Annotated in this window: 21 protein-coding genes and 2 pseudogenes; 10 read left to right on the top strand and 13 right to left on the bottom strand. The window is 64.7% G+C overall.

Annotated features, from left to right (window positions below; translation table 11 throughout):
* Positions 1 to 227 precede the first annotated feature (227 nt).
* From D3A59_RS20560 to D3A59_RS20525, 8 genes are all read right to left on the bottom strand, one after another.
* Complete coding sequence (locus tag D3A59_RS20560) at positions 228 to 1,292, bottom strand: tripartite tricarboxylate transporter substrate binding protein (protein ID WP_240636150.1); 1,065 nt, start codon at positions 1,290 to 1,292, stop codon at positions 228 to 230.
* 32 nt (positions 1,293 to 1,324) lie between these two features.
* Positions 1,325 to 2,263, bottom strand: a complete 939-nt coding sequence (locus D3A59_RS20555; protein ID WP_119157193.1) for an amidohydrolase family protein — start codon at positions 2,261 to 2,263, stop codon at positions 1,325 to 1,327.
* A gap of 82 nt (positions 2,264 to 2,345) precedes the next feature.
* Positions 2,346 to 2,915, bottom strand: coding sequence for a chromate transporter (locus tag D3A59_RS20550; protein ID WP_119157192.1), 570 nt, complete (start codon positions 2,913 to 2,915; stop codon positions 2,346 to 2,348).
* Entirely contained in the window at positions 2,912 to 3,496 is a 585-nt protein-coding gene (locus D3A59_RS20545) for a chromate transporter (RefSeq protein WP_119157191.1), read from the bottom strand. Before D3A59_RS20545 ends, D3A59_RS20550 begins: the two co-directional genes overlap by 4 nt.
* A 36-nt stretch (positions 3,497 to 3,532) precedes the next feature.
* On the bottom strand, positions 3,533 to 3,796 hold the full coding sequence (locus tag D3A59_RS20540) for a hypothetical protein (protein WP_157991612.1): 264 nt from the start codon (positions 3,794 to 3,796) through the stop codon (positions 3,533 to 3,535).
* Positions 3,797 to 3,820: 24 nt separating this feature from the next.
* Positions 3,821 to 5,329 carry a tripartite tricarboxylate transporter permease gene (locus D3A59_RS20535; RefSeq protein WP_119157197.1) on the bottom strand — a complete coding sequence of 503 codons (1,509 nt, stop codon included), beginning with the start codon at positions 5,327 to 5,329 and terminating at the stop codon, positions 3,821 to 3,823.
* An 18-nt stretch (positions 5,330 to 5,347) separates the two neighbouring features.
* Positions 5,348 to 5,839, bottom strand: coding sequence for a tripartite tricarboxylate transporter TctB family protein (locus D3A59_RS20530; protein WP_119157189.1), 492 nt, complete (start codon positions 5,837 to 5,839; stop codon positions 5,348 to 5,350).
* Positions 5,840 to 6,802, bottom strand: a complete 963-nt coding sequence (locus D3A59_RS20525) for a Bug family tripartite tricarboxylate transporter substrate binding protein (RefSeq protein ID WP_240636149.1) — start codon at positions 6,800 to 6,802, stop codon at positions 5,840 to 5,842.
* A 1,200-nt stretch (positions 6,803 to 8,002) separates the two neighbouring features.
* Here D3A59_RS20525 and D3A59_RS20520 point away from each other — a divergent pair.
* The 8 genes from D3A59_RS20520 to D3A59_RS20485 all read left to right on the top strand — a co-directional run bounded on the left by D3A59_RS20520 (position 8,003) and on the right by D3A59_RS20485 (position 15,300).
* Positions 8,003 to 8,920 (top strand): amidohydrolase family protein, encoded by a 918-nt coding sequence (locus D3A59_RS20520; RefSeq protein ID WP_119157187.1) that lies wholly within the window; start codon positions 8,003 to 8,005, stop codon positions 8,918 to 8,920.
* Between the two features lie 33 nt (positions 8,921 to 8,953).
* A complete protein-coding gene (locus tag D3A59_RS20515; RefSeq protein ID WP_119157186.1) occupies positions 8,954 to 9,373 on the top strand; it encodes a cupin domain-containing protein in 420 nt (139 codons plus the stop codon).
* The gene (locus D3A59_RS20510) at positions 9,370 to 9,669 is read left to right on the top strand and encodes an antibiotic biosynthesis monooxygenase family protein (RefSeq protein WP_119157185.1); all 300 of its coding nucleotides are present in this window, start codon (positions 9,370 to 9,372) and stop codon (positions 9,667 to 9,669) included. The genes D3A59_RS20515 and D3A59_RS20510 overlap by 4 nt, the downstream gene beginning before the upstream one ends.
* 34 nt (positions 9,670 to 9,703) lie before the next feature.
* On the top strand, positions 9,704 to 10,678 hold the full coding sequence (locus tag D3A59_RS20505) for a Bug family tripartite tricarboxylate transporter substrate binding protein (RefSeq protein ID WP_240636148.1): 975 nt from the start codon (positions 9,704 to 9,706) through the stop codon (positions 10,676 to 10,678).
* Positions 10,679 to 10,726: 48 nt separating this feature from the next.
* On the top strand, positions 10,727 to 11,791 hold the full coding sequence (locus tag D3A59_RS20500; protein WP_119157183.1) for an isocitrate/isopropylmalate dehydrogenase family protein: 1,065 nt from the start codon (positions 10,727 to 10,729) through the stop codon (positions 11,789 to 11,791).
* Between the two features lie 30 nt (positions 11,792 to 11,821).
* Positions 11,822 to 12,826, top strand: a complete 1,005-nt coding sequence (locus tag D3A59_RS20495; RefSeq protein ID WP_119157182.1) for a Bug family tripartite tricarboxylate transporter substrate binding protein — start codon at positions 11,822 to 11,824, stop codon at positions 12,824 to 12,826.
* 43 nt (positions 12,827 to 12,869) lie between these two features.
* Entirely contained in the window at positions 12,870 to 13,817 is a 948-nt protein-coding gene (locus D3A59_RS20490; RefSeq protein ID WP_240636147.1) for a GntR family transcriptional regulator, read from the top strand.
* A 91-nt stretch (positions 13,818 to 13,908) separates the two neighbouring features.
* Positions 13,909 to 15,300, top strand: coding sequence for an aldehyde dehydrogenase family protein (locus tag D3A59_RS20485; protein WP_119157181.1), 1,392 nt, complete (start codon positions 13,909 to 13,911; stop codon positions 15,298 to 15,300).
* 254 nt (positions 15,301 to 15,554) lie between these two features.
* Here the strand turns inward: D3A59_RS20485 and tnpC are convergent.
* The 5 genes and pseudogenes from tnpC to D3A59_RS26900 all read right to left on the bottom strand — a co-directional run.
* Positions 15,555 to 16,589 (bottom strand): annotated as a pseudogene (gene tnpC / locus D3A59_RS20480) (IS66 family transposase); the annotation flags it as partial.
* 116 nt (positions 16,590 to 16,705) lie between these two features.
* A complete protein-coding gene (gene tnpB, locus D3A59_RS20475; protein ID WP_272868087.1) occupies positions 16,706 to 17,020 on the bottom strand; it encodes an IS66 family insertion sequence element accessory protein TnpB in 315 nt (104 codons plus the stop codon).
* Between the two features lie 14 nt (positions 17,021 to 17,034).
* Positions 17,035 to 17,439 (bottom strand): IS66-like element accessory protein TnpA, encoded by a 405-nt coding sequence (tnpA, locus tag D3A59_RS20470; protein ID WP_119157179.1) that lies wholly within the window; start codon positions 17,437 to 17,439, stop codon positions 17,035 to 17,037.
* Positions 17,440 to 17,458: 19 nt separating this feature from the next.
* Positions 17,459 to 17,785: pseudogene (locus D3A59_RS20465) on the bottom strand (IS481 family transposase); the annotation flags it as partial.
* Between the two features lie 110 nt (positions 17,786 to 17,895).
* Positions 17,896 to 18,848, bottom strand: a protein-coding gene (locus tag D3A59_RS26900; protein ID WP_419187268.1) for an IS630 family transposase whose coding sequence is annotated in 2 segments (ribosomal slippage) — positions 17,896 to 18,504 and positions 18,507 to 18,848 — 951 coding nt in all. Because the reading frame shifts where the segments join, the coding sequence is not laid out codon by codon here.
* 427 nt (positions 18,849 to 19,275) lie between these two features.
* On the opposite strand from D3A59_RS26900, the gene D3A59_RS20455 reads away from it, so the two are divergent.
* Complete coding sequence (locus D3A59_RS20455; RefSeq protein WP_240636152.1) at positions 19,276 to 20,334, top strand: amidohydrolase family protein; 1,059 nt, start codon at positions 19,276 to 19,278, stop codon at positions 20,332 to 20,334.
* A 41-nt stretch (positions 20,335 to 20,375) separates the two neighbouring features.
* The gene (locus D3A59_RS20450) at positions 20,376 to 21,347 is read left to right on the top strand and encodes a Bug family tripartite tricarboxylate transporter substrate binding protein (protein ID WP_119157178.1); all 972 of its coding nucleotides are present in this window, start codon (positions 20,376 to 20,378) and stop codon (positions 21,345 to 21,347) included.
* The last annotated feature ends 17 nt before the right edge of the window (positions 21,348 to 21,364 follow it).

The raw sequence follows: 21,364 nt of genomic DNA, 5'->3' as shown, positions 1-21,364 counted from the left end.
CATGCCTCGCAGTGTAGAGGGACGATTGCACTAAAACAATACTAAATACAAAACGGAGGGCGAGGGCTAACCCTAACCCCCGCCGCACGCCGCTCGGGCAGCAGAAAACGACGCACAAGACGAAAGGGCCGCACCGGGAAGTCCTCCCGGTGCGGCCCTTGATCGAGCCCGGCAGCCCAGCCACCGGCCCCACGCAACTCACGGCGAGCGCTGCGCCGCCCCCATCCTCATTCGGGACGGATGTCGGCCTGCTTGATGACGCGGGTCCAGTTCGCGACTTCGTTCTTCAGGAAGTCGTTGAACTGCCCGCGGCTGCCGACCGCAGGCTCCGCGCCCAGCTCCGCGAACCGCGCCTGGACGTCCTCTGCAGCCATGGCCTTCGCAACCTCCTGGTTCAGCTTGTCGAGCACGGCCGGCGGCGTCTTGCCGGGCGCGGCCAGGCCCACCCAGTGAACCATCCGGTAGTCGGGCAGTCCTGCCTCGGCGAAGGTCGGCACCTCGGGCAGCCGGGACGCCCGCTTGGAGCCGGTCACCGCAAGCGCCCTCAGCTTCCCGCCCGTGACGAACGAGCCTCCCGAGGTGATGCTGTCAAGGAGCAGGTCGATCTCGCCGCCCATCAGCCCCGTCAGCGCGGGACCGCCGCCCTTGTACGGGATGTGCTGGAACTTGGCACCCGTCGTCAGCTCCAGCAGCGAGGTCGCCAAGTGGGGCGTGCTGGCGATGCCGCCGCTGCCGTAGTTGAGCTTTCCAGGATTAGCCTTGCCGGCCGCGAGGACTCCGCCGAGCGACTTGTGGGGCGACTGCAGGCTCGTCATCAGCACCAGCGGCGACTCCGCCACCTTCGCCACGCCGGTGATGTCGCGCAGCGTGTCGAACGTGAGCTTGCCGCCGTACAGAGCCGGTGCCGTGACGAAGGGGGCGCTGTTGAAGAGCAGCGTGTAGCCATCGGCGGGCGCCTTGGCCACGGCAGCGGTGCCAATGGTTCCCCCGGCACCGGGCTTGTTGTCCACGAGGAACTGCTGACCGAGGTTGGCGCTGAGCTTGGCCGCCAGGATGCGGGCCATCACGTCGTTGGGCCCGCCGGGGGCGAACCCGACGACGATGGTCACCGGCTTGGCCGGATAGGCGGCCTGGGCCGAAGCCACCGGTGCGGCAAGGGCGGACAGTGCAGCCACCCCGAGGGCGAGCAGCCCCCGGGTCCAGCGCCTCGGGGTGAACTTGAACGATCGTTGCTGCATGCGGGTCTCCAAGAATTGCGCCGCTCCCGGTGACCGCAGCGGCATGTTGATCATCGCGCACTTATTGTATTAAACATTCTTTTAGATCAATTGTCGGGTTTGCACCCATCGGCACGGGCAGGCGGCGCGAAACCGTAGAGCTCGGCGGGGTTGTCCACGAGGATGCGCCGGAGCGCGCGGGGAGCGGCGGCCCAGGACGCGAGCGCGTCGAGGCTGGCGGCCAGGTCGACGGGCCGGAAGGGCTCGATGCGCTCGGGATCGCGGTCTCGCCCGCCCGAGGTATGCGGCCAGTCCGAGCCCCATAGAAGGCGGTCGGGGCGGGTGCCGAGCAGCGGGCCCACGAGCGCCCCCAGGTCCGCGTGATGCGGCCCCTGTGCCGAGGCTCGGTAGAAGGCGGAGAGCTTCACGTACACGCGGCCGGTGGCCAGCAGTGCGAGCAGCGTGCGCAACGTGCCGCTCGCGGTGCCGGCGTCCTGCGCATTCAGGCCCGCGAAGTGATCCAGGACGAGGGGCACGCGCAAGCGATCGATGCCTGCGGCCACGCTGTCGAGCAGGCTCGCAGCGCAGTACACCTGCACGCACCAGCCGGGCAGGTCCACCAGGGCAGCGGCCTGCTCGAGCTGCTTCCGGGCCCGCGCCGGATCGGCCTCGTGCCGCACCTCGAGATTCAGTCGGATGCCGCGCACGCCCGCCGCGTGCAGCGCCACGAGCTCGGCACGGCTCGTGCGCGCGAGATCCACCACGGCGATCCCGCGGCTGCGCTCGGGACCGAGCCGCGCCAGCGCGTCCAGCATGCAGCCGTTGTCGGTGCCGTAGACACTGGGCTGCACCAGCACGGCGCGCTCGATGCCCAGCCCGGCATGGCGCTCGAGCAAGGCCTCCACGGTGGCATTGCCGGGGGTGTAGCTTCGCCCGGCGCAGTAGCCGAAGCGGGCGGGATCGAAGACATGCACGTGCACGTCGGTGGCGCCCGGGGGCCATCCACCGGTAGCGGCGACGCGAGGGGACAGGGAAGGAGTGGGCATGAGAGTCTTCGGAGGTCGAGCGCCGCGGCAGTCCGGGCCCGGCAGCCGGACCCGCTCGGAACCCGCGGGTGGAGGAAGGACGCTACGTCAGCGTCCCGGCCCCGAGCAGGGCGGCCGCGAGCAGCACCATCCAAACCGGGACCTTGGTCCTGAGGAACAGGCAGAAGGCGACGGCCCCGCTCACCGCGCCCGCGATACGTCCATCGGGGGTGTCGACCGCGGGGAACAGGAACCAGGCCGAAGCCAGCAGGAGGGCGATCACGACGGGCGCCATGCCGAGGTGGAAGGCCTGCACGAGCCGGTGCTCGCGATGGCGCCGGACCCAGCGCGTGGTCGCCAGGGCGAGCAGGGCACTGGGTGCGATCATCGAGAACAGGCACAGCGCCGCCAGCCATGGCGCCCACGCGGGCTGCTGGATGTTCATCGCGACGTGCCAGCCCATCAGCGCCACGAACAGCACGTTGGGCCCGGGCGAGGCCTGCGCCAGCGCGACCGACCCGGTGAACTGGGCCTCGTCCAGCCAGCCGGATTCGGCCACCAGGAAACGGTGCATGTCGGGGACGACTGCGACGCCCCCGCCCACCGCCATCAGCGACAACATCATGAGATGGCCGCTCAGCCCCGGCAGGTCCGCCCACGTGAACGTCGTCATCCTTGCCTCAGCTTCACCCAGGTCCAGCCCACCGCGACGCCGCCTACCCCCAGCAGCACCGACGGCAAGGGCAATCGCCAGTGGACGACAGCCAGCAGGGTGGCCGCGGCGGCGACGGCACAGAACGGCAGGCCTGCCGGGTGCTGGGACAAGGCGGGCAGCAGCTTGCAGGCCGTTGCGGCAATCAGAGCCGCGACGGCGACCGCCACCCCCTTCAGCGCCGCGGCCACGGCGGGCTGGGCGCCGAGGGCGCCGAAGGCCCACGCCAGCAGCAGCACGATAACCAGGGGTAGCGTCAGCAGCCCGGCCACGGCTGCCAGCGCTCCCCGGACCCCGAAATAGCGCTCGCCCAGCATCACGCCGAGGTTCACGATGTTGGGGCCGGGCAGCACGTGCGCCACGGACCACTCCGCCAGGAACTGCTCCCGCGTGAGCCAGCCCCTGCGCTCGACTAGCTCACGCTGCGCGATCGCCATGACGCCCCCGAACCCCTGCAGCGCCAGCAGGCTGAAGAACCAGAACAGCTCGCGAAGGGAGCGGGGCGACGCCCTCGTGCTCGACTCCTTGGGATCGGCATTCATTCCGGGTGTGGGCATGCCGGAACGCACGGCACGACCTCAGGCGGCCACTGCCCGCAAGGGCTGGCGACGCTTCAGTGAGAGCAACGCCATCAGCGCGAGCACGACGACGATCGTGATTAGCGACCGCGCCCGCCAGACGGGGCGCTTGAAGAAATTGGCCACGTTGATACCGTAGATGATGATCGACTGCAGCAAGGCGTTCTCCATCGCGATAGAACTGAGGGTGGCACCCGAACCGAGCGACACCCCGGCGATGAAGGACGGCCCCTCCGGAAGCGAAGCACTTGTCGGCATCAGCAACGCGTAGAACCTTGTGCGACTGCATCAATCGTCTTCGCCCAGTCGTATGCCCCGCTTTCGAAGGAAGAACGGCACGAACAGAACCAGGATGGTGATCGTCATGAGCACGCCGGAAATCGGCTGCTTGAAGAAGACCAGCCAATCTCCTTGGGCAAGACCCAGCGCAAGACGGAGCTGCTTCTCGGCCATCGGCCCCAGGATCATGCCCACGATGACCGGTGCGACGGGGAAGTCAAACCGTCGCATGGCAACTCCAACCCACCCGATGGCGAACATCAGTAGCAGATCGAACGTTGACTGACGCATCGCATAGACGCCAATGGTCGCAAAAACCAGGATTCCTGCGTAAAGAAAGTGCTTTGGAATTGTGAGCAACCGGACCCATACCCGGACCAATGGCAGGTTCAAGATTAGGAGGATCACGTTGCCCACATAAAGCGATGCGATCAGCCCCCAGACGATGTCGCTCGAGGTCATGAACAGCAGCGGCCCCGGCTGCAGGTTGTAGCTCTGGAACGCCGCCAGAAGGACAGCGGCGGTTGCCGAAGTCGGAATGCCCAGCGTCAACAAGGGCACCAAGGCACCGGTGGACGACGCGTTGTTGGCTGCCTCCGGACCCGCAACACCTTCGATCGCCCCCCGGCCCTTTGATGGAGCGAATTCCTCCGGGTGCTTGCTGAGTTTGCGCTCCGCGGCGTACGACAGGAACGTAGGGATCTCGGCGCCGCCTGCAGGGATCGATCCGAACGGAAAGCCAATCGCCGTACCTCTTATCCAGGCCGGAAGGGAGCGACGCCAATCGTCCGTCGTCATCCGCAACGAAGACATGCGATGCATGCCTCCCTCTTCCTGTCCGTCGTAAAGAACGTTGTACAGGGACTCCGCAACAGCGAAGAGTCCAACAGCAACTAGCACGACCTCGATGCCATCAATCAGTTCTGGAACGCCCAAGGTGTAGCGCGCGAATCCGGATACCGAGTCCATGCCGACCAGACCGATCGACAGGCCCAGCCCCAGGCTGGCCATTCCACGCAGCATCGACGACCCCAGCAGCGCCGAGACAGTCACGAACGCGAGCACGATGATGGAGAAATACTCGGTCGGACCGAATCGGAGCGCGAAATTGGCGATAGTCGGGGCGAACAGCGTCACAAGGACGGTAGCAATCGTGCCTGCCACGAATGAGCCGATGGCAGCCGTAGCGAGAGCAGGTCCCGCTCGTCCGTTCTTGGCCATGAGGTTGCCCTCCATGGCCGTCACCATCGACGATGACTCCCCCGGTGTGTTCAGCAGGATGGACGTCGTTGAGCCGCCAAACATCGCACCGTAGTACACACCCGCAAACATGATTAGTGCGCCCGTCGGCTCCACCTTGGTGGTCAGGGGCAGCAACATCGCAACCGTAAGGGCAGGTCCGATGCCAGGGAGCACGCCGATCATCGTACCCAACAGGCATCCCGTAAAACCCCAAGCCAGATTCACCGGCGTGAGCGCGGAGCTGAACCCCGCAAGCAATGCGGCCCAGATATCCAACATAATCTTGTACTCAGTTTATAGCCACGGCTTGAGCAGGCCGGGAAGCGACAATCCCAAGCCCATCGTAAAGCCTATGTAAATCGGCCAGGACAGCAGAAGTCCTATGACGACGTTGTACGCCCACCGCTTGCTGCCGAAGCCGCGGGCGGCCAACGCAAACAGCACGGTAGAGGCAAAAACGAAGCCCACATGCTCTATTACCAATGCATCAACGAGGAGGCCTGCGGAGACCCAAACGACTGCGTGCACACGTTGGCGGGCGAGTTTCGCTTCCGCAACTTCCGGTTCCTTGCCAAGCAAACGAAACCCGCCGGTGATTGCCTGCGTAACCAGCCCCATGCCGACGGCACCCATTAGCAAAGCTACGCCCAAGGGAAAGACCCGTGTTCCAACGACGGTGTAACCTTTGTCCACGGGCAGCATCATTGCTCCGATCACGAGCCAGAGAGCCAGCGCAAGAGCAGCTACGCCGAGCGCCAAGTGAATGGGCTGGATACGTGTCTTCATTTACAGCAGGCCAACAAGCTTGAGCGCCTTTTCAAGGCGATTGTTCTCAGAAGAAACGAAGGCGTCCAGGTCCTTGCCCGTGAGCAGCGTTTGTGTCCAGAGATTCGCCTTGAGGGCGTTTTGCCAAACAGGAGTCTGAACCGCCTTTGAAACGGCATTGACCAGTTCTGCCTGCTGGGCCGCGGAAATACCGGGAGGGGCATAGAAGACGCGGAAATTGCCCGTCGTGACATCGATGCCCTGCTCCTTCAGTGTCGGAGCCTCTACTCCCGGCAGTCGCTGCGGAGAGGCGACGGCCAGAAGACGCATCTGTCCGGCAGCCACGAACTTCTGAATCTCCGGATAGCCGCCAGTCAGCACATTCACATGTCCACCAAGCAACGCGGCGGCCGTCTCGCCGCCACCGCCCATCGGGCTGTAGTTGACCTTGTCGCTCGGGATGCCAATTGTCTGGGCCATCTCGATGACCCCGATGTGATCCACCGATCCCTTGGAGCCTCCCGCCCATTTGATGCTGGTCGGATCCTTTTTCATGGCGGCCATCAGATCGCCCGCCGTCTTGAAAGGCGAGTTCGTATTGACAGCAATAACGTTGTATTCGGTGAAGAGGCGGGCAACCGGAGTTGCATGAGCCAAAGTAACAGGTGCTTTGGTTTGCAGGATGCCGGTGGCCGTGTTAGCGCTGACAACGATCAATGCATTCGGATCGCCCTTGCTCGCATTGACGAATTGAGCCAACCCGATTGCCCCACCCGCACCGGGCTTGTACTCGAAGTTGACTACCTTGGCCTGCCCCGCCTCCTGCAGAGCCTTGCCTAACGCCCGGGCGGCTGCATCGAACCCTCCACCAGGCGTACCAGGGACCATGAACTTCACGTTCTCGAACGCATTTGCCGACAGCGACATCGCTACAAGTGCAGCTGCAGTCAGGCCCTTCATGGTCTTGGAAAATTTTGAGTTCACAGAAACATCCTCTAGGTATATGGGAGACAAAGAAGTGCTTGGAAGCTGACGCCGAGGCCCTTAGAAGCGGTCCTGCCGGATCGATCAACCAGTCGACCTGTTGTATCATCAGAGTAGTTAGAACAATACAGAGCGCACTCTGGCGCGTCAACGAAGTTGCTCTAGGGGTTTCCCCTTTGCTGCCACCCATGCAGGCGAAGCACCCTCGGCAGTCGACGAACTCAGCGGGCGCCGCACCACCCTTCTCTGCCCTTTGTAGACATCCAATACAACTTGAGGTCGCTTGGGTTCCTAGGAAACTTGCCTGGGAACCATCATGAGAGACGACAGGCAATGACGACGAAGACAGATCACACGCGCATGGCAGCGTTCACGGGCAAGGCGGTGAAGCTGTAGCGCTTCGGCACCCTTGTCACTGGAGGTCGCTATGGGTGCCGCCAAGAAGGATCGGGGTCGTGCTGGCGAGGCGAACTTGGGCGGCAGGCCTCGCTCGTTGAAGGAGGAGCACCTTCTGACGCTGCGCTAGATCGTTGTCGATCATCCCGAGGTTACGCTGCAGGCGGCCAGCCCACCCGGCTCTAAGGCCAACCCTGGCATGCGCATCGGAACGCTGCCGGTCCGCCGTCTACCGGGATCACCAGCCCGGCGATGAACGCGAGATCACACGGCGCCGCCACCTCAACGAAGCCGAACTCGAGCAGCACGTCATCTAGCCTGACGCCGTGGCACGGCCTGCTCATCACGCCGGCACGGATCCACGGACTTCACAAATTCAATGTCTACAAGCCGGCGCGACCCAGCGTGCAGCGTGCAGCCTCCCCCACTGGACCTGCATAGGAGGGACGTCAGCGCCGGCAGCGCACAGCGGCCCGTGCTCTCAGCCGCGTCGTGAAGTGGGGGCGCCGGGGGCACACCGCAGATCTGGAGAGGTGTGGCCGGCACTGAACATCTGGCACTTTGGAGATATCAAATTCCTTCTTGTTTCTTGCTCCAGCTTGACTTTTGCGGCGCATCCCTGCTGACGAACGCCTATCCACACAGGGTGATGTACTTTTTGCAAGGGCCTATCGCGCCCACAGGTAAGGCACAACAGTCTTGCCCGTTCTAGGTAGAAGCTCTTACTAGCATCTCTTTTGATGGTCTTTTAGACTCACACAAAACCAATCGCGGTGCTTGCCAGAACTTGGGCTTTTAGGCCTCATGCAGACCATGACTTCTTGCGCTTCCCTTCTGCCGGCTCAAACTGCGCTTCCACCTGGCGCCACTGATGCGCATGTCCATGTGTTTGAGCCGGCCCGGTTTCGCTACAGCGGCGGGCGCAGCTACACCCCGGGTGAGGCCAGCGTTGCGGCTCTGCGCGAATGCCATGCTCGACTGGGGGTCGAGCGCGTGGTGCTTGTGCAGCCCAGCGTGTACGGCACTGACAACGCGTGCATGCTTAATGCCATTGCGAAGCTGGGCCAGGAGCGCTGCCGCGGCATTGCCGTGGTCGACCTGGAGCGCCTGACGCGCTATGACCTGCTGGTGTTGCATGCCGCCGGGGTGCGAGGCATCCGGCTGAACTTGGAGGTGCGCCACGAGACGGATCCTTCGCGCGTGCTGGCCGAGTTGCAACGGGCCGCCGCCCTTGTGGACCTGCCGGGCTGGTGCGTGCAGCTTCATTGCGCTGCGTCGCTGCTGTCCACCGTTGCGCAGACGTTGGAACAGTTCCGAGTGCCGGTGGTGCTGGATCACTTCGGTGGGTTGCGTGCAGAGCAGACTGACGCAGCGGCGGCGCCGCTGCAGACGCTGCTGGATCTGCTGGCCACGGGCTGCATCTGGCTGAAGCTCTCCGCCTTCTACCGGGTGTCGGCCGATGAGCCGCACCACGCCGACCTGGCATTGCTGGTGCGCACGCTAGCGCAGGCCCGCCCCGACCGGTTGCTGTGGGGCTCGGACTGGCCGCATACCGGCGGTGGGCGCGACCGTAATCCCGCCCGCATTGAACCCTTCCGATCCGTGGACCTGTCGGCCAGCCTGGCCGCCTTGCAGTCCTGGGTCGACGCCGCGGTGCTGAACCGCATCCTGGTGAGCAATCCCGCCGAGCTCTACGGCTTTGCCGTCTTCGCCTCAGCCTGATCACCGTCTTTTCCAACGCCCAAGAGACAAACTATGTCTGAAACCCAACAGCCCAAGGCTGCCGTGCTGCGGCCTTCCAGCATCAAAAGCCATGACCGGGGCGGCGGCGCCAGCACCACGCCGCTGGTTGGTCCGTCGGTGGGGGCCAAGGCGTTCATCAACGGCATCACGACTTTCGGGCCGGGCACCAAGATCCCTTTCCACAGCCACAACTGCGAAGAAAGCGTGATGCTGCTCGAAGGCGAGGCCATGCTTGATGTCGAAGGCCAGGAGTCGGTGCGGCTGCAGCCGCTGGACACCACCTGGCTGCCGCCCAACCTCTCGCACCGCTTCCGCAACCTCTCTGACACGCAGCCGATGAAGATCCTGTGGATCTATGCCCGGTTGGACGCCACGCGCACGCTCACCGAGACCGGCGTGACCAACTTCGTCTCCGCGGAGCACAACAAGTGATTTTCGAAATCGCCCACATCGCCGTGAAGCCCGGCATGGAGTCCGCGTTCGAGCAGGGCGTGGCCGAGGCCGCACCGCTGTTCCAGCGCGCCAAGGGCTGCCACGGCCTGTCGCTGCAGCGCGGTATCGAACAACTCACGCACTACCGGCTGGTCGTGCAGTGGGAGACCGTTGAGGACCACACCGTCCACTTCCGCAACTCCGAGGACTTCCAGGGCTGGCGCCGCTTGGTAGCTCATTGCTTTGAAACCGCGCCGCGGGTCGAACACGTCGCAACGGTCCTGCAGCCGTTCTGAAGCCGCCGCCTCACCTTTTTCAGGAATCACTGCCATGAACAGACGTTTTGCTCTCGGGCTAGCGCTGGGCGCCCCTGCCCTCGCCATGCTGCCATCCATCGTCCAGGCGCAGACCTATCCTGCCAAGCCAATCACCGTGATCGTGCCTTTCGCTGTCGGCGGCGGCAGCGACAACGTCGCCCGCATGATTACGACCAAGCTCACCGAGCGCACGGGCAAGAGTTTCGTCATCGACAACCGCGGCGGAGGCGGTACCAACATCGGCAACGAGGCAGCTGCGCGCGCCACGGCTGACGGCTACACCTTCCTGCTGGGCCAGTTCACGCTGTCGGCCAACCCGCACCTCTACGCGAGCCTGCGCTACAACTCGGACAAGGACTTCGTGCCAGTGGTGCATATCGCCAATGCACCCACGGTCCTCATCGTTCCGGCCTCCTCGCCCATGAAGGACGTGGCCGGCGTGGTGGCCGCCGCCAAGGCCAAGCCGGGCGACCTCAATTTCGGCTCCGGCGGCTCGGGCACCTCGGTGCACTTAGCAGGCGAACTCTTCAAGCTGCAAACCAAGACCGATCTGGTGCACATCCCGTACAAGGGCAGCTCCCCGGCGATGACGGACCTCATCGGCGGCCAGATCGACCTGATGTTTGACACCTCGACGTCGGCTCTGCCTCATGTCAAGGGCAACAAGGTGCGGGCCGTCGGGGTGGCGGCCAGCCAACGCCTGCGCGAGCTGCCCAACGTCCCTACCTTTGCCGAGCAGGGCATCAAGGACTTCGACGTGCCGGCCTGGTACGGCTTCCTGGCACCGGCCAACACGCCGGCCGCGGCGGTGCAGTGGCTCAACACCGAGGTCAACGCGGTGCTCAAGGACCCTGCCGTTGTGGCCAAGCTGGACGCCATTGGCGCCATTCCCGTCGGCGGCACGCCTGCGCAGCTGGGCGAGTTCATGAAGGCGCAGTCCAGCCGCTGGTCCAAGGTCATCAAGGACGCCCGCATCAAGCTCGACTGACGTAGCACGGCGTCACATTCCCCTCACTTCACCACCAAAGTACTGATCATGAAAATTCTGGTTCTCCCCGGCGACGGCATCGGCCCCGAGATCGTTGCAGCCTCCGTGAACGTCCTCCAGGCCGCAGACGCCAAGTTCAAGCTGGGCCTGCAGTTCGACTACGAGGATGTGGGCTTCGTCAGTCTGGAAAAGCACGGCACCACGCTGCGCGAGGAGGTGCTGCAGAAGGCCCGCGGCTACGACGGCATCATCCTGGGCACGCAGTCGCACGCCGACTACCCGAAGCCTGAAAAGGGCGGGCGCAACATCTCTGCGGCCTTCCGCGTGCAGCTGGACCTCTATGCCAACGTGCGCCCGGCGCGCACGCGCGACTTCCTGGAGTCCAACATGAAGCCGGGCAAGCGCATGGACCTCGTGATCATGCGCGAGGCCACCGAGGGCTTCTATCCGGACCGCAACATGGCCCAGGGTTGGGGCGAGATGATGCCCACCCCCGATATGGCCCTCTCGGTGCGTAAGATCACACGTCACTGCAGCGAGCGCATCGCACGCCGAGCCTTTGAGTTGGCAATGAAGCGCCGCAAGAAGGTCACGGCCATCCACAAGGCCAACAGTTTCCACATGACCGACGGGCTGTTCCTGGAGTGCGCACGCCAGGTCGCCAAGGACTTCCCCGAGGTGCAGTTCGACGACCTGCTGGTCGACGCATCCACCGCCTATCTGGTTCGCAACCCTGAGCGCTTCGACGTGATGGTCGCCGAGAACTTCTACGGCGACATCCTCTCCGACCTGGCCAGCGAACTGTCCGGCAGCCTGGGGCTGGCCGGCTCGGTAATGGCCGGCGACAACCTTTGCTGCGCTCAGGCTCAGCACGGCTCGGCACCCGATATCCAGGGCAAGGACAAGGCCAACCCGACGTCCATGATCCTGTCGGTCGCAATGCTGGCGCAGTGGATGGGCGAGCACCGCAACGTGCCAGCCCTCTTCGAAGCCGGCACCGCCATCGAAGCAGCTGTGGACCGCGTCTTGGCCAACCCCGCCACCCGCACGGCGGACCTGGGCGGCGCGATGGGCTGCAAGGCTTTCGGCGACGCTGTGGCCCGCGCACTCTGATCACCCACCTCGGACCTTTGGAGGAGACACATGACGGCATCCAACACCGCGCGCCGCACCCTGCTGGCCGCCACCTGCACCGTCCTGGCCTGGCCCGCGCTGGGCTTGGCACAAGATGCGGCCCGGGACTATCCCAGCAAGACGATCACCCTGATCGTGCCCTACGCCGCAGGCGGGAGCTCCGACACGCGGGCACGCCAGCTCGGCGAGAAGCTGGCCGTGATCCTGGGCAAGTCCGTAGTTGTGGACAACAAGCCGGGTGGCAACGGCAACATCGGCACGGACGCCATTGCCCGCGCCACGCCCGACGGCCACACCATTGGCATCGGCAACTTCGCGCCGCTGGCGGTCAACAAGACGCTGTTCCCCAAGCTCACCTACGATCCGCAGCGCGACCTCGTACCCGTGGCGCTGATCGAGAAAGGGCCACTGGTGCTGGTCGTCAGTGCCGACAAGTCGCCGTACAAGAGCGTCAAGGACCTGGTGGCGGCGGCCAAGGCCGCGCCGGGCAAGCTTAGCTACGCCTCTGCAGGCTCCGGCGGCGCGTTCCATCTGGCCGGCGAGATGTTCAACATCTCCTCCGGCACCGACGGCGTGCACATTCCCTACCGCGGCGGCGGCCCGGCCACGAACGACCTCCTCGGCGGCACGGTGGACTACATGTTCGACATGGTCCCGGCGGCCATGGGCTACATCAAGGCCAGCCCTCAGCGCATGCGTCCACTGGCCGTGGCCAACGACAAGCGGCTGCCTTCGCTCCCGGACGTGCCAACCTTCGCCGAGCTGGGCATCAAGGACATGGAGATCTCTAACTGGTTCGGCATCGTGGCGCCCAAGGGCACGCCGCCGGCCATCGTTGCCAAGCTCAACCAGGCCATCAACAAGGCGCTGCAGGAGCCGGACTTGGCCAAGCGCATCACCGACCCGGGCAACGTGATCGGCGGCGGCTCACCCGACGCCTTCACCAGCTTCATCGCTGCCGAGTCGCAGCGCTGGGGGCAGGTGATCAAAACGCGCGGTATCCAGGCGGACTGACGGACGTCAGGCAGCCAGGCGCGCATGCACGAAGTCGATAATCATGAACATGGCACGTGGACTTTCTGAGCAGCTGGCTGCCAGCATCGAAACCTGGCTGGCCGAGGAGCAGGTGCCTGCAGGCACGCCGTTACCCGAGCGGGCAGTCGCTGAGCGCTTTCGCGTCTCGCGCTCGCCGGTGCGCGAGGCGCTGCAGTTGCTGGCTCAACGGCAGGTTATCGAACCTCGGCCGGAAGGGGGCTATGCCGTGAGTGCCCGGGTGCAGGCCACACCTGCCCTGGCGCTGCCCCCGGCCGATGATGACGAGCCGACGTATCTCAAGATTGCAGAGGACCGCCTGGAAGGGCGGCTACCCGAACGGTTGACGGAAAACGAGCTCATGCGTCGCTATGACGTCACGCGTACGCGGCTGGCTGCGGTTCTGCGCCGTATCACGCACGAAGGCTGGATCGAGCGGCTGCCAGGCAATGGCTGGCAGTTCCTGCCGATGCTAACCTCGGGCGCCGCCTACGACCAGGGTTACAGAATGCGCATCCTGCTGGAGCCGGCGGCGATCCTGGAGCCGACCTGGACGCTGGACGAGGCGGCGCTGCGAAGGTGTCGCAGCGAGCAGCAGGCGCTGGTGGACGGAGCCGCTGAGTGGGCGTCGCCGGTGCAGATCTTTGACGCCAACTCGCGGCTGCACGAGACCATTGCCGCCCTCTCCGGCAACGTCTTCATGGCCGACGCGCTCAAGCGAGTGAACCGGCTACGTCGACTCATGGAGTACCGCAAGGCCGTGGACCGCACGGCCACGGCGCGGCGCTGCAAGGAGCACTTGGTGCTGATCGACCTGCTCCTGTCCGGCCAGCGCGAGGCGGCTGCTGATTTCATGCGGCTGCACCTGCGCGATGCCGCGCGCGAGAAGGCGGGCAGTGGGCAACTGCAGCGCCCGCCCCAAGCACTCGATACCCATCTGTTGGACGTATTGGTGACGCCAGGCAACCGCTGAGCGCGCTGCGCATCCCCCTAGCACCTTACTTACTACTGGCCTGCGCGTGCTAGGCCGGCGGACCTGCTTCAACCTAGAAAAAGGAACAGCCATGACAAATCTCATCACCACCCTCAACCCTGCCACCGGCGCCGCACTCAAAACCTACGAGGGCTGGGCGCCCTCGCAGATCGATCTGGCCGTGGCCGCCGGCCACGAGGCCGCCAAGGCCTGGGGCCTGCAACCGCTGGAAGTGCGCGTTGCCGCCGTGCGGCGCTTGGCCGATGAACTGCGTCGCCAGAAGGACGCCTTTGCACAGCTCGTCACCGCGGAGATGGGCAAGCCGCTGGCTGAGGCCGCCGGTGAAATGGAGAAGTCCGCCGTCACGGCGCTGTACTACGCCGACAACGCACAGCGCCTGCTGGGCGACGAGAAGGTGGCCATCGACGGCGCCGACGCCTGGCTCAGTTACGAGCCCGTCGGCCTGGTTCTGGCCGTGATGCCTTGGAACTTCCCCGTGTGGCAGGTCATGCGTTTTGCTATACCGTCACTGACAGCGGGCAACGGCGTGCTACTCAAGCACTCGCCCAATGTCACCGGCTGCGCCTTGGCGCTTGAGCAACTGTTCATCGATGCCGGGCTGCCGAAGAACCTGGTGACGACGCTGGTGGTGGCCGAGTCTGACGTGCCCGCAACCATCGACCGCCTGATTGCAGACGACCGCATCGCGGCTGTCACGCTCACCGGCTCCAACCGGGCAGGTGCGGCCGTGGGTGCCGCCGCGGGGCGCGAGTCCAAGAAGTCGGTGCTGGAGCTGGGCGGCTCGGACGCCTTCGTCGTACTCGACGACGCCGACGTGCCCGCCGCTGCCGCCGCTGCCGTGAAGGCCCGGTATCACAACTCAGGCCAGAGCTGCGTGTGCGCCAAGCGCTTCATCGTCTTGGCCTCGGTAGCCGATCGCTTCACCGAGCTGTTCGTGCAGGGCGTGCGCGCCTTGAAGGTGGGCGACCCGACCGACCGGTCCACGCAGGTCGGCCCGCTGGCACGCGGCGATCTGCGCGAGGCGCTGCAGCGCCAGATCGATCACTCCGTGGCCGCCGGCGCAAAGCTGTTGGCTGGCGGCAAGGCGATTGATGCGCCGGGCTACTACTTCGAGCCCACGGTGCTGGGCGACACGGGGCCGGGCATGGCAGTGTTCGACGAGGAAACCTTCGGCCCGGCGGCCGCAATCGCCATCGCCCGCGACGACGGCCATGCCATCGAGCTGGCCAACGCCACGCCGTTCGGTCTGTCGCTGAGCATCTGGACTGCGTCGAGGCAGCGCGGCGTGCAGCTGGCCAAGCGCGTCACCTCGGGAGCAGCGTTCATTAATGCCATTTCGGCGTCGGACGCACGCTTACCCTTCGGCGGCACCAAAAAGTCCGGCTACGGCCGCGAGTTGGCCGCGGCGGGCGTGCGCGAGTTCTGCAACGTGCGCACGTACTGGGCGGCGGGCAAGGCCTGAAGCTCGCACTGCAGGTCCAATGGCCGATCAGTTGGTGACCTGACAGCAGGAGTGCGGCTGCTATACAGTGGCCTGGGCTCACTCCAGCACCGTGACCGGAATCCGGAAGGGGCTCGCGCAGAGCCCTTCTTCGTGCTTTCTTGTCTTAAAGGATGTTCATGCTGCTGGGCTGCATCGCAGACGATTTCACAGGGGCTAAGTGTGCGGTCCCGAGATGAGGTGGTGAGGGTTTAGCTTGAACGGGGACGGCTCTTCAACGCCTGCTCGCCCACGCGGCTGCCGTGGTTGGCCCACAGCTCGTGGAACTTGCGACGTGCGTGCGCCATGCAGCCGGCTTCCACGACGCCCAGCTCGAAGCAGGCCTTGTAGCCGCTGTAGTCGTCGGTGACGAGACGGCCCTTCCAGCCCCGGCCGTCCCGCAGCCCGAGGAAGTCGCGCACATGCTGCCCGGCGCGGCTCTCAGCGAAGTCGAAGACGACCGCCTGCGCGGCGCTGTAGCTTGTCGTGCAGTAGCTCCAGATGTAGGCGCGGTGCGTCTTGCCCAGCCCCGGCTTGAGCATCGCCACCGGGGTCTCGTCGGCGTGCAGCACGCCGTGGTGCAGCAGCTCGGCCGTGAGTGCGTCCACCAGCGGCTGCAGCTGAACTCCACACTGGCCCACCCAGCCCGCCAGCGTGGAGCGCGAGATCAGCAAGCCGGCGCGCTCGTAGATCGCCTCCTGGCGGTACAGCGGCTGGTGCTCCAGGTACTTGGCCACCAGCACCTGGGCCAGCAGCCCCGGCGTGGGCAGGCCCTTGTCGATGATGTGCGGCTCAACAGGCGCCTGCACCAGGGTCTCGCAGTGCGAGCACACCCACTTGCCGCGGATGTGGCGCTCGACCGTGAAGACACCGGGCGTGTAGTCGAGCTTCTCGGCCACGTCCTGGCCGATGCGCTTCATCTGTCAGCCGCAGCCGCACGTCGTGCTCTCGGGCTCGTGGTGGATCTCGCGCCGGGGCAGCTGCGGCGGCAGCACCTGGCGCTTCGGTTGCTGCTTGTCCTAGGGCGGCTTCTTGCTCGTATCGAGCTGCTCGATCTCGCGCGTCAGCGCAGCGAGATCCTCGTCGAGGATGTCCTCGAGCAGGCTCCTTTGCTCGGGGTTGAAGGCCTCGGACGTGGCCGCGAACTTCATGCGCTTGAGCACGGCCATCTCGTGCGTGAGCTTGTCGATCGTGGCCTGCTTGAGCAGCGCTTCCGGCGCTGCTGCTCGATGATCTCGTCCTTGCGCCACCTCGGCCAGCAGCGCGCGCATCTCTTGGCGCAGTTGCTCAGGATCCAGCGTGTCGAGGCGGGCGTCGGTGATCACGCGGTCGATCGTGCCAGCGCAGCGGCTGCGCCACCATCGGCGCATCCCGCAATTGATCCCCGCTACAGCACCATGATGACACCGGCTTCTCCGATGCACTGCCAGGGCAGCCCCAGCACCAGGGCGTCGAGCTGCGCACGGCTGAGCGTCACGGTCGCGCTGCCCTCACGGGGCCAGACGAAGCGCCCCGTGTTGAGCCGGCGCGCGGCCAGCCACACGCCGATGCCGTCGTGCACCAGCACCTTCATGCGGTTGGCACGGCGGTTGGCGAACAGGTAGACGTGGTGCGGTCTCGCCGCGCCGAAGACGTTGACCACCCTCGCCAGCGTGGCTTCGGCACCTGCACGCATGTCCAGTGGCTCCACCGCCAGCCACACGGCATCGACCCGGATCACCTCAGCATCTCACGCAGCCAGACGGCGCACTCTGCAGCGGCTGACGTCGGCCAGCAGACCTTGATCGCCGTTGTGCCCCGGGTCAGCTCGATCCGAATCTCAGCAGTGGCCGAGGCTGGCTTCAGAGCGAGTGCAACGAAGCCCGGCGTCGAGGCGGCCACGGCAGCCGGCTGTTCGCTCGCCGGCCCAAAGCCGACCTGGCGCTCTACCTCGGAATCTGGGAGCGCCTCGGCATCGATAACCCACTTGCGAACCATGTTCGGATTGAGTCCGTTGGCCAGCGAGACCGCGGCGATCGAGACCCCCGGCTTCCGGCACGCCTCGATGATCCCGGCCTTGAACTCCGGCGAATGACGCCGCCGGGTACGCCGCCCGGGGAGCTCGATGAGAGAAGTGTTCATTTGTCCGCGGAGAAGTTACGCGGACAAGAGCATCCTTTGCGATCACGCCAGGTTCAAGATGGGATAGCCGGACGGTACGGTGCAGCGCACTGCGGCTGAGTTGCGGGAACCTCTCGCGCAAGCACCTTAGGACATCGTCCAGGGGCAAGAGTGTGCTGCGCCGCGGCTCCACTACCGCTGCTTCCTCGGCTTCGCCGCGCTTGGTGCAACAGGGCTTTTTCTGTCCCATTGGTGCATCGGCAGTCGTGGTGCGCCGGAGCCACTTCGCCACCGTCATCTCGTTCAGCCCGTATCGGGCGGCCAGGAAGCGGGTCGTCTCTTGCGACGCTTGGAGTTCGGCTCGAATTCACGGAGTCGTGCGGGCTGAGCCATGAAGGCTTGCTGCCATAGCGCATCCTCCTGCTGAGCAGTCAATGCTGCACCATGACTTCCCAGGACTACACGCTTAGAGCAGAGTCAGGCTGACTGAAGGTAGCCACCGTGGCGCAGGTAGTTGGCGCACTCGGCCGGGCTGAAGACGTCGAGCAGTTTCCCGACGGCATGCCACAAGGTCTCCAGCGTGCGAGCGGCTCTGCGGCGCAGCAGCGTCTTGAGCTTGGAGAACACCTGCTCGATCGGGTTGAGGTCGGGGCTGTAGGGCGGCAGGTAGCGCACCTCGGCTCCTCGGGCCTCGATCGCCTCCCGCACCCCCGCAACCTTGTGCGAGCCGAGGTTGTCCATCACCTCCAAGTCCCCGGGCTGCAGCTCAGGAGCAAGGCACTGCTCGACCCACGCCCGGAACGCCACGCCGTTGATCGCGCCGTCAAGCACCAGGGGGGCGACGAGCGCCTGGGCGGTGAGCGCGCAGACGAACGTCGTGGTGTGCCAGTGCCCGCAGGGCGCGTGACCGATGCAGCGCTGCCCGCGCGGGGCTCGCCCTCGGCTGGGCGTCATGTTCGTGCTCGCCCAGGTCTCGTCGAGGAACACGAGTCGGCGCTGTCGCATCCCGGGCTTGTCCTCCTCCCACGCTTGGCGCGCCGCCTTCACGCGCTCGTGCTGCTGTTCGCTGGCCTGGAGTGTCTTTTTTTCAGCCGTAATCCCAGCCGGTGGAGCGCATTGAACATCGTGCCGTGGCACACGCTCATGCCGTGCTCGGCCAGCAGCCACTGGCGCAGTTGATCCAGCGTCAGGTCGTTGGCCTCGGCCACGCGCGTACGCAACTCCTGCTCCAGCCCGGCGAGCTTCTGCGGGGTGTGGCTGCACTGGACTCGAGGCGCGGTCTCACCCAGGCGGCGACGCCGCCCCCGGACCTTGCTGACATAGGAGGTACTGACCTCGAATCGCTCGGCCACCTCGCGGATCGAGCCGCCAGCGGCCAGCACCCGATCGCGCAAGTCCTGCCCGTAGGCCTGTCCGCGTTGCCATGCCATCTCGTGCACCTCCAACTGCTGCCGCACGCGCCTGACCATGCCACTCCACCCCTGTCCATGTCCATCCTGGGGCGTTCAGTTCACCCTGCGTGACTCCGCTCTAGAAACCTCAGCAGGATGGGCGCATGAGCAGTAAGCAGACCAAGGCCGAGTAGGCATCGGCGCCGCAGGGCGACATGTTCGTGCAGCGCCACCGCAATCAGAAGCGGCAGCAGTACACCGGGCGAGTTGGTGGACTTCAAGCTGCTGGCTTATAGCGTCACTATCATCTAATTAAAGACGGCATCGCTTTTTCTTGCATGTGGCTCTGCCCATACTGCACGCATGCGATACGACCGCTTGCCTTCATCGAGGCCCTTCCACCAAGTCGCCTCGTCCCGAAGGCATGCAGGAGACATTGCCTGCCCTCAACGCCCTGCCCAAACGTATGCGCTGGGACGAAGACTCCACTCGTGAAGGCATTCTGACCATGTCCCACAACTACCTGCCTGTGCGAGCGGAGTGGCTCGACCAGCACCACGAAGAGATACTCGAACCCGCTCTGCCGATCGTCGACGCGCATCACCATTTCTACGATAGGCCTGGCTGGCGCTATCTGGGCGAGGAATATCGGGACGACATCCGGTCAGGGCATGCAATTCGCGCGTCGGTGTACATGCAGGCCTTGACGCGCTACCGGTCCTCGGGCTTTGAAGAGTTGAAGCCGGTCGGCGAGACCGAATACATTGCAGAAGTCACTAACGCGGACGCACTCGCGGGCCCGCCCCCCCAAATCGCCGCAGGCATCGTTAGCTATGCCGACCTACGGCTCGGCGCCGCAGTACGCGAAGTCCTTGAAGCGCACCTTCAAGCCGGTCGGGGTCGCTTTCGAGGGGTTCGTCACCTCACAACATGGGACGCCGACGCATCGCTTGCCAATCCGCTGACCGCAGCCCCGCCGCACCTGCTGCTTGACAGCTCTTACCGTGCAGGCCTCGCGCAACTCGCACCGCTAGGCCTTTCATACGACGCCTGGCTCTTCTTTCCGCAGTTGCCTGAACTCATCGAGACGGCCAAAGTCTATTCAGACACGACGATCATCGTGAACCATTGTGGAGGCATTGTGCGCATCGGCGCCTACCAGGATCGGCGCGACGAGGTGTTCGAGCGCTGGAGCACATCGATGCGCGAGTTGGCCCGTCTGCCGAATGTGTATGTGAAGCTCGGCGGCCTCGGCATGCGGATCAATGGCTTCGACTTCCAGAAGCACGAGATCCCTCCATCGTCAGAACTTCTCGCACGCACTTGGAGACCATGGCTCGAGACATGCATCGAGGCCTTCGGCGCCGATCGATGCATGTTCGAGAGCAATTTCCCGGTCGACAAGGGCTCGTACAGCTACGCCATCCTGTGGAACGCCTTCAAGCGGCTGACCGCAGGCTACAGCGAAAGCGAGCGACAGGCATTGTTCGAAGGCACTGCGACTCGCGTCTACCGAATCGGCTAAGCCGACTTCCATCTTCAAGCAACTTACAACTAGGAGACATCATGTCCTCATGGACTCGTCTTGCCTGTGCGGCACTGCTGATTGGTGCCGCATGCGCCGCCCAATCCCAAAATGCCTATCCGAATCAGCCCATCAAAGTGATCGTTCCATTTCCACCCGGCGGTGGCACCGACGTCGTGACGCGACTGCTGGTGGAGAAGATGCGTGCGAACACTGGCTGGACCTTCGTTGTGGACAACAAGGCTGGCGCCGGTGGAAACATCGGCATGGACGCAGTAGCCAAGAGCAAGCCCGACGGTTATACGCTGGGTATGGGGCAAACCGCTAACTTGGCGATCAATCCAACCCTTTATCCGAAGATGCCCTATGAGTCGGCCAAGGACTTTACCCCCGTGGCACTCGTTGCGGGACAGCCCGTCGTCCTGGTTGTCAATGCCGCCTCGCCCTTCCAAACTCTTGCTGATCTGGTGGCATCGGCCAAGAAGAGCCCGTCCAAAATGACGATGGCATCTGCGGGCAATGGTACCGTGGGTCATCTTACCGGCGAGATGTTTTCCAAGCTGGCAGGCGTCACTGTCATCCACGTTCCCTACAAAGGTGCCGGCCCTGCAGCCAACGATCTGCTTGCGGGCCAAGTGGACTTCTACTTTGCGACACCGCAGACAGTGATTTCATTCATCAAGTCCGGCAAGCTGCGCGCGCTGGGAGTGAGCTCGGCCACACGACTGCCAGTGCTGCCGAACGTGCCTACAGTGGCCGAGAGTGGATACAAGGGATTCGACACCAGCGACTGGAAGGTCCTCGTGGCCCCAGCGGGCACGCCAGCCGACATCATCAAGCGCTTGCATGCTGAGGTAGAGAAGGCAATGTCTAAGCCGGAGATGATGGCGCAGTTGCTCAGTGAAGGCAGCGTTCCGATGAGCGGCTCGCCTCAACAGGCGGCGCAATACCTGAAATCGGAGCAGCAGCGCTGGAGTGCCATCGTGCGCGAGAACAGGGTGACGATTAACTGACCTCGTCCCTTCACATT

It is taken from the genome of Caldimonas tepidiphila, from assembly GCF_003569765.1.
Lineage (GTDB): Bacteria > Pseudomonadota > Gammaproteobacteria > Burkholderiales > Burkholderiaceae_C > Caldimonas > Caldimonas tepidiphila.
This window is presented reverse-complemented; position numbering and strand designations above follow the sequence as displayed.

Coding starts and splice junctions, on each gene's coding strand:
- D3A59_RS20560 (WP_240636150.1), bottom strand. CDS start 1,292: ATGATCAACATGCCGCTGCGGTCACCGGGAGCGGCGCAATTCTTGGAG.
- D3A59_RS20555 (WP_119157193.1), bottom strand. CDS start 2,263: ATGCCCACTCCTTCCCTGTCCCCTCGCGTCGCCGCTACCGGTGGATGG.
- D3A59_RS20550 (WP_119157192.1), bottom strand. CDS start 2,915: ATGACGACGTTCACGTGGGCGGACCTGCCGGGGCTGAGCGGCCATCTC.
- D3A59_RS20545 (WP_119157191.1), bottom strand. CDS start 3,496: ATGAATGCCGATCCCAAGGAGTCGAGCACGAGGGCGTCGCCCCGCTCC.
- D3A59_RS20530 (WP_119157189.1), bottom strand. CDS start 5,839: ATGAAGACACGTATCCAGCCCATTCACTTGGCGCTCGGCGTAGCTGCT.
- D3A59_RS20520 (WP_119157187.1), top strand. CDS start 8,003: ATGCAGACCATGACTTCTTGCGCTTCCCTTCTGCCGGCTCAAACTGCG.
- D3A59_RS20515 (WP_119157186.1), top strand. CDS start 8,954: ATGTCTGAAACCCAACAGCCCAAGGCTGCCGTGCTGCGGCCTTCCAGC.
- D3A59_RS20505 (WP_240636148.1), top strand. CDS start 9,704: ATGAACAGACGTTTTGCTCTCGGGCTAGCGCTGGGCGCCCCTGCCCTC.
- D3A59_RS20500 (WP_119157183.1), top strand. CDS start 10,727: ATGAAAATTCTGGTTCTCCCCGGCGACGGCATCGGCCCCGAGATCGTT.
- D3A59_RS20495 (WP_119157182.1), top strand. CDS start 11,822: ATGACGGCATCCAACACCGCGCGCCGCACCCTGCTGGCCGCCACCTGC.
- D3A59_RS20490 (WP_240636147.1), top strand. CDS start 12,870: ATGAACATGGCACGTGGACTTTCTGAGCAGCTGGCTGCCAGCATCGAA.
- D3A59_RS20485 (WP_119157181.1), top strand. CDS start 13,909: ATGACAAATCTCATCACCACCCTCAACCCTGCCACCGGCGCCGCACTC.
- tnpA (WP_119157179.1), bottom strand. CDS start 17,439: ATGAACACTTCTCTCATCGAGCTCCCCGGGCGGCGTACCCGGCGGCGT.
- D3A59_RS20455 (WP_240636152.1), top strand. CDS start 19,276: ATGCGCTGGGACGAAGACTCCACTCGTGAAGGCATTCTGACCATGTCC.
- D3A59_RS20450 (WP_119157178.1), top strand. CDS start 20,376: ATGTCCTCATGGACTCGTCTTGCCTGTGCGGCACTGCTGATTGGTGCC.